This is a genomic window from Atribacteraceae bacterium, assembly GCA_035477455.1.
GTDB lineage: Bacteria > Atribacterota > Atribacteria > Atribacterales > Atribacteraceae > DATIKP01.
Genome location: DATIKP010000142.1, coordinates 1 through 5,979 on the forward strand (window position 1 = coordinate 1; position 5,979 = coordinate 5,979).

General features: G+C 56.0%; 4 protein-coding genes. All 4 read left to right on the forward strand.

Annotated elements, in window-relative coordinates; genetic code table 11:
* The coding region (gene gyrB, locus VLH40_08545; protein ID HSV32051.1) for a DNA topoisomerase (ATP-hydrolyzing) subunit B at positions 1-1,810 on the forward strand (1,810 nt) is incomplete at its 5' end.
* Between the two features lie 17 nt (positions 1,811-1,827).
* On the forward strand, positions 1,828-4,272 hold the full coding sequence (gene gyrA, locus VLH40_08550; protein ID HSV32052.1) for a DNA gyrase subunit A: 2,445 nt from the start codon (positions 1,828-1,830) through the stop codon (positions 4,270-4,272).
* Positions 4,269-5,333 (forward strand): aminotransferase class I/II-fold pyridoxal phosphate-dependent enzyme, encoded by a 1,065-nt coding sequence (locus tag VLH40_08555; protein HSV32053.1) that lies wholly within the window; start codon positions 4,269-4,271, stop codon positions 5,331-5,333. Before gyrA ends, VLH40_08555 begins: the two co-directional genes overlap by 4 nt.
* Complete coding sequence (gene cobU, locus VLH40_08560) at positions 5,326-5,856, forward strand: bifunctional adenosylcobinamide kinase/adenosylcobinamide-phosphate guanylyltransferase (protein HSV32054.1); 531 nt, start codon at positions 5,326-5,328, stop codon at positions 5,854-5,856. The genes VLH40_08555 and cobU overlap by 8 nt, the downstream gene beginning before the upstream one ends.
* Positions 5,857-5,979 lie beyond the last annotated feature (123 nt).

Below are 5,979 nucleotides of genomic sequence, written 5' to 3' on the forward strand. Positions count from 1 at the left end.
TACCGGAGTCGAGGGCCTTCACCATCTCATCTTCGAGGTGGTTGACAACAGCGTCGACGAAGCCCTGATGGGGTACTGTACAAAAATAGAGGTCCGCATTCATCCGGACGGAAGCATCTCGGTCTCAGACGACGGAAGGGGCATTCCCGTTGAAGTCCATCGTCAGTCGGGACGGTCGGCCGTAGAGGTGGTGTTGACCAAGCTGCATGCCGGAGGAAAGTTTGGAAGCTATGCTTATAAAATATCGGGAGGATTGCACGGGGTCGGAGTATCGGTGGTTAACGCCCTTTCCGAGTGGTTGGAGGTCAACGTTCATCAGGGTGGACGAATCTGGACGCAACGTTTTGAGAGAGGAAAGCCCGCTGGTGACCTTTTGGATAGCGGGAGAACGGAACAAACCGGAACGACCATCCGTTTCAAACCGGACCCGGAAGTTTTTACCGACACGGAATTCCATTTTGAGATCGTATCCAAGCGGGTCAAAGAACTGGCCTTTTTAAACGAAGGGCTTACCATGTGCCTTGTTGACGAGCGGACAGGGAAAGAGAAGCGATATTGCTTTCAGGGGGGAATACGGGCGCTGGTCACTTACTTGAACCGGGGCAAGGTCGTCCTTCACTCCAACCCGATTTCCTTCAGCGCTGAACGTAACGAGGCTCGGGCGGAGGTGGCCCTGCAGTACAATGACGGTTACCTTGAAAACGTGATCTCCTTTGCGAACAACATCAATACCCTGGAGGGAGGCACCCATCTCACCGGGCTTAAAACCGCACTGACCCGGGTGATCGGCGAGTACATTTTGAGGCACGAACTGATCAAGGAGAAGGACGAGCCCCCCACCGGCAACGATATCCGAGAGGGCTTGGTCGCCGTAGTCAGCGTTCTGATGCCCGACCCGCAATTTGAAGGACAGACCAAGACCAAGCTTGGGAACCCGGAGATCCGGGGAATGATCGAAGATTTGACCGAAGAATCACTGGGAACCTATCTCGAGGAGAACCCGGAAACGGCAAAGGTCATTACCGAAAAGATCATTCAAGCCTCCCGGGCCAGGCTGGCGGCCAAGCGGGCCAGGGAGCTGGCCCGGAAGAAGAACAGCCTCGACTCGCTTATCTTGCCCGGCAAGCTCTCTGATTGCGCGGAACGTAATCCGGAAACAACGGAGCTGTTCATCGTCGAGGGCGACTCGGCGGGCGGTTCAGCCAAGCAGGGACGGGATCGTCGCTACCAGGCCATTTTACCTCTGCGGGGTAAGATTCTCAACGTAGAAAAAGCGAACCTGCACCGAATACTCTCCAGCGAAGAAATCCGGAGCCTGGTTGCGGCCTTGGGATGCGGCATCGGTCAGGACCTGACCCCGGAAAAACTTCGTTACCACAAGATCATTATCATGACCGATGCAGATGTGGACGGTGCGCATATTCGGACCCTGCTTCTGACCTTGTTTTACCGGTACATGAAGAACCTGATTGAACAGGGGAGCGTTTTTATCGCCCGGCCTCCTCTCTACCGGGTCCGGGAGGGGAAAAACGATTATTATGCCTACAGCGACAAAGATCTCGAGGTCGTGGTCAAGGGTTTGAAAAATAAAAAGTATGGGATTCAGCGTTACAAGGGCCTGGGCGAAATGAATCCCGAGCAGCTTTGGGAGACGGCCATGAATCCAGAAACCCGGACGTTGAAGCGGGTTTTGATTGAAGACACCATTGAAGCCGAGGAAGTGTTCAGTATCCTGATGGGGGATGCGGTGGAACCCCGCCGGGAGTTCATTCAGGAACACGCCTTGGAAGTGGCTGATCTGGATATCTGAGGAAAGAGAGAAACCGAATGTCAGACGAGAAAGGAAAAGTCGTTCCCGTAGACGTCACCGAGGAAATGCGCCAGTCGTACCTCAGCTATGCTATGAGCGTCATTGTCGGCCGGGCTCTTCCTGATGCCCGGGACGGGCTGAAACCGGTACAGCGGCGGATACTGTTTGCCATGAACGAAATGGGCCTCCGTTCTCAGGAGCCCCATAAAAAGAGCGCCCGAGTGGTGGGAGACGTGCTCGGCAAGTATCATCCCCATGGAGATATGGCGGTTTACGATGCGCTGGTCCGGATGGCCCAGGAATTCACTTACCGGTACCCGCTGGTGGATGGCCACGGGAATTTCGGATCAGTAGACGGCGATCCCCCCGCGGCGATGCGCTATACCGAAGTCCGGATGGCCCAGATCTCCAACGAATTACTGACCGATATCGATAAGGAAACGGTTGAATTCATCCCCAATTTCGATGAATCGCTGAACGAACCGCAGGTGCTCCCGGCCGCCTTTCCCCAACTTCTCTCCAACGGCTCTTCGGGAATCGCGGTGGGTATGGCCACCAACATCCCCCCTCATAACCTGGCCGAACTGGTAGACGCCACAATTTTTTTGATCAATCATCCCCAAACGTCCTGGCGTGAACTTATCAATATCATGCCGGGGCCGGATTTTCCAACCTATGGGAAAATCGTGGGAGGTAAAGGGATTCTCGACTATTTCGAGAAAGGGCGGGGCAAACTCGTATTAAGAGGCGAAGCCCAGGTGGAGGACATTGGGAAAAGCCGGCAAGGAATCGTCATCAGGGAACTTCCCTACCAGGTAAACAAGGCGACCCTGGTCCAGTCGATCGCCCACTTGATCCAGAATAAAAAAATCACCGACGTCGCAGAGGTGCGGGACGAGTCCGACCGGGACGGGATGCGGATTGTTCTGGAACTCAAAAAGGGAGCGAATCCCCAGTTCATCATCAACTACCTTTATAAGCACACCACCCTCCAGGTCAGTTTTGGCGTAATCCTCCTGGCCTTGGTCGACAACCGACCGGAGGTGATGGGAGTCGCGGAAGCGCTGCGTCACTTTATCGGTTTTCGGAAAGAAGTGGTAACCCGCCGCAGCCGTTTTGAGTTGAGAGAGAACGAAGAACGAGCCCATATTTTGGAGGGTTTTTTGCGGGCGCTGGACCAGGTCGGCCAAATTATTGCGACGATCCGCTCCTCGCAAACCGTTCAGGAGGCCCGCAGCCGCCTGATGAGCGAGTTCGACTTTTCGGAAAAACAGGCTCAGGCGATCCTGGACATGCGTCTGCAGCGGCTCGTCGCCCTTGAGCGGAAGAAGATCCTTGAGGAGCACGAGGTCCTTCTCAGAAAAATAGAAGAACTCCGGGATATTTTGTCCCGGGAAGAAAGCTTGCTGCGCGTGGTCAAGAAAGAACTGGTCGAAGTCAAGCGGAAACACGGAGACGGCCGGAGAACCAGGATTATCCCGGAAGAGGGGTCGGTTGAAGACCTGGACCTGATTCCCGAAGAGGACATCGTTCTCACTCTAACCAGGGGCGGATATATCAAGAGGGTTTCGCTCACTCAGTACCGGAGGCAAGGAAGAGGAGGCCGCGGCGTGAGCGGAATAACTACGAAAGAGGAAGACGTGGTCAGGCAGATTGCGGTGGCGACCACCCTGCACCGCCTGCTCCTGTTTACCAGCAAGGGCCGGGTTTTTCAGATCCCCGCCTATCAGCTTCCAGAGCGGGAACGCCAGTCCAGGGGTAACCATCTGGCCAACCTTCTGGCTCTGGAAGAAGGAGAGCAAGTATTCCGGTTCATCCCCCTCAAAGACTTCGGCCAGGGGCGGCATTTGTTTTTTGTCACTACCCGAGGTGTCGTGAAAAAATCGGACCTGCTTGAATTCGTCTCCATCACCCGACGTGGCATTCGAGCCATCAACCTCGATGCAGATGACCGGCTCAGCGCAGTCTTCGTCACCGACGGTAGCAATGAAGTGTTTCTGGCCACCGTCCGCGGCCTGGCGCTCTCTTTTCCGGAAACGGAAGTGCGATCTATGGGCCGGGACACCCGTGGGGTTCGGGGAATAAGCCTTAAGGAGGGCGACCGGGTGGTTTCGGCCTGTATATTGGATCGTACCCGCCCTCTCCTGGTGGTGTCCGCCCGGGGAATGGGGAAAAAGCTATCGCTGGCCGATTTCGCTTCACACCACCGCGGCTCGCGGGGGGTCATCATCATGAAAGGCGCGGGAGACACCGGCGAAGTGGTGTCGGTGTCCACCCTCGACGAGAACAATGAAGTCCTCATATCCACCCGGGCGGGTCTGTTGATCCGCATCGACACCAGAGATGTTCCCCTGCTGGGTCGACCGACGCGGGGAGTCAAACTGATCCGGCTGGGTTCCGGAGATTTGATTTCTTCGGTGGCCATGGTGGATATTTCTCCGGTGGCCATGGTGGATTCATGAAGGCTTGCCCGCACGGAGGAAAATGGCTTGAACGGGAGCAACCGGGCCCTTCATGCCTTGACTTCAGCGCCAACATCAATCCCTGGGGACCTCCCGAAGCGCTTGGTGAGGCCTGGTCTGGACTCTTCCGGTATGTTTCCGTCTATCCTCCCTTAGACCAGAGCTATTGCCGCCTGGCGATCGCCCGCCTGACCGGCCTGTCACCGGAAACGATTCTGCCCACCAACGGAGCCATGCAGGCGATTGCCCTTCTGGCCCGCCGGCTTCCTATGGGAAGCTATCAGATCCTCGAACCGTTGTTCACTGAATACAACCGCACCTTTTCCCTGGAAGGGAAGCGGATCGTACACCGCATTCTTTTTCCACAGGAGGCGGAGACAACGATGGGGGGCATCTTCCTGGAAAAGGATCTTCGCGGATTAATTCTCGGGAACCCGGGCAATCCGACCGGAGCCTCCTATTCCTTGCCTTTTCTGGAAGAAGTGATCGAGCAGTGCAGGAAGAAGGGGACGCTCCTGGTGGTTGACGAGGCCTTTCAGGATTTTATGGAAGAAAGGACTTCGTTGGCTCAGAGGACCGGCGATCTCCCCGGGCTGTTCGTTGTTCGTTCCCTCACTAAATTCTACTCCCTGGCCGGGTTGCGGGGGGGCTATCTCGTAGCGCATCCCGACGCGGTCCGGAAGCTTGAGGCCCACCTCGAACCTTGGAGCATCAATGCTGTGCTTTCCCGGGCATTATGGATTCTGGCCGACACGGAATTGGGTCCCTTCCGCCGGAGGACCCATGAAAATCTTTGCCGCGAAAAGAAATATTTCCTTGACTCTTTTCTCCGTTGGGACAAGACCGTCACGCTTTTTCCCTCGGAGACCAACTTTTTCCTGGCGAAGGCACATCTCCCCTCCTCTGATCTCCCAGATCTCCTGGCCGACCAGGGCATACTGGTCCGGAGCGCAGCGGATTTCTGGGGATTAGACCGGCAGTTTTTTCGCTTTGCCGTGAAAACACATCCGGAAAATCAACTCCTGGTCAAAGCGCTTGGAGAATGTCTCGAATATGTATGATCGGAGTGTCTTGATTTTGGGCGGAGCCCGGAGTGGAAAAAGCCGGTTGGCACAGGAGCTGGCTGAAAAGAGCAACCTGCCCTTCGCTTACCTGGCGACTGGCGTGGTCACCGACGAAGAAATGGAAGAGAGAGTTAGCCGCCATCGCCAACAGCGGCCAGCGTGCTGGACGACGTTTGAGGTGAGGGGAAGCTTGCGAGGGGTAACGGCTACCTTTCCACCGGGAGTCCTGCTGGATTGTGTGACTTTTCTGGTCAGCACCCACCTCTTGCAGGGAGGCGGAGAAGAGGAAGTCCTTGGAAGAGTGCGGGATGAGCTGGATTGGTTGTTCTTGAAGCGGGAAAGAGAACGCTTTTTCCTGATTGTCGTCAGCAACGAAGTGGGACAGGGCGTGGTTCCCGAGCACCCCTTGGGCCGGGTGTTCCGTGATGTGCAGGGCCGGATCAACCAGTGGATAGCCGGGCGTTGCGATGAGGTGGTTTTCGTCGTGGCTGGATTGCCGTGGATTCTCAAGTCTTTCTGAAAGAAGCGATCCACCGGCTGCGGGTCGCGGTAGGGTTTCTGACCATTTTGCCAGTAGGGCGTTTCGAATACCGGGAAGGAGACCTGTGGCGCTCAAGTCTTCTTTTTCCCTTGGTGGGACTAG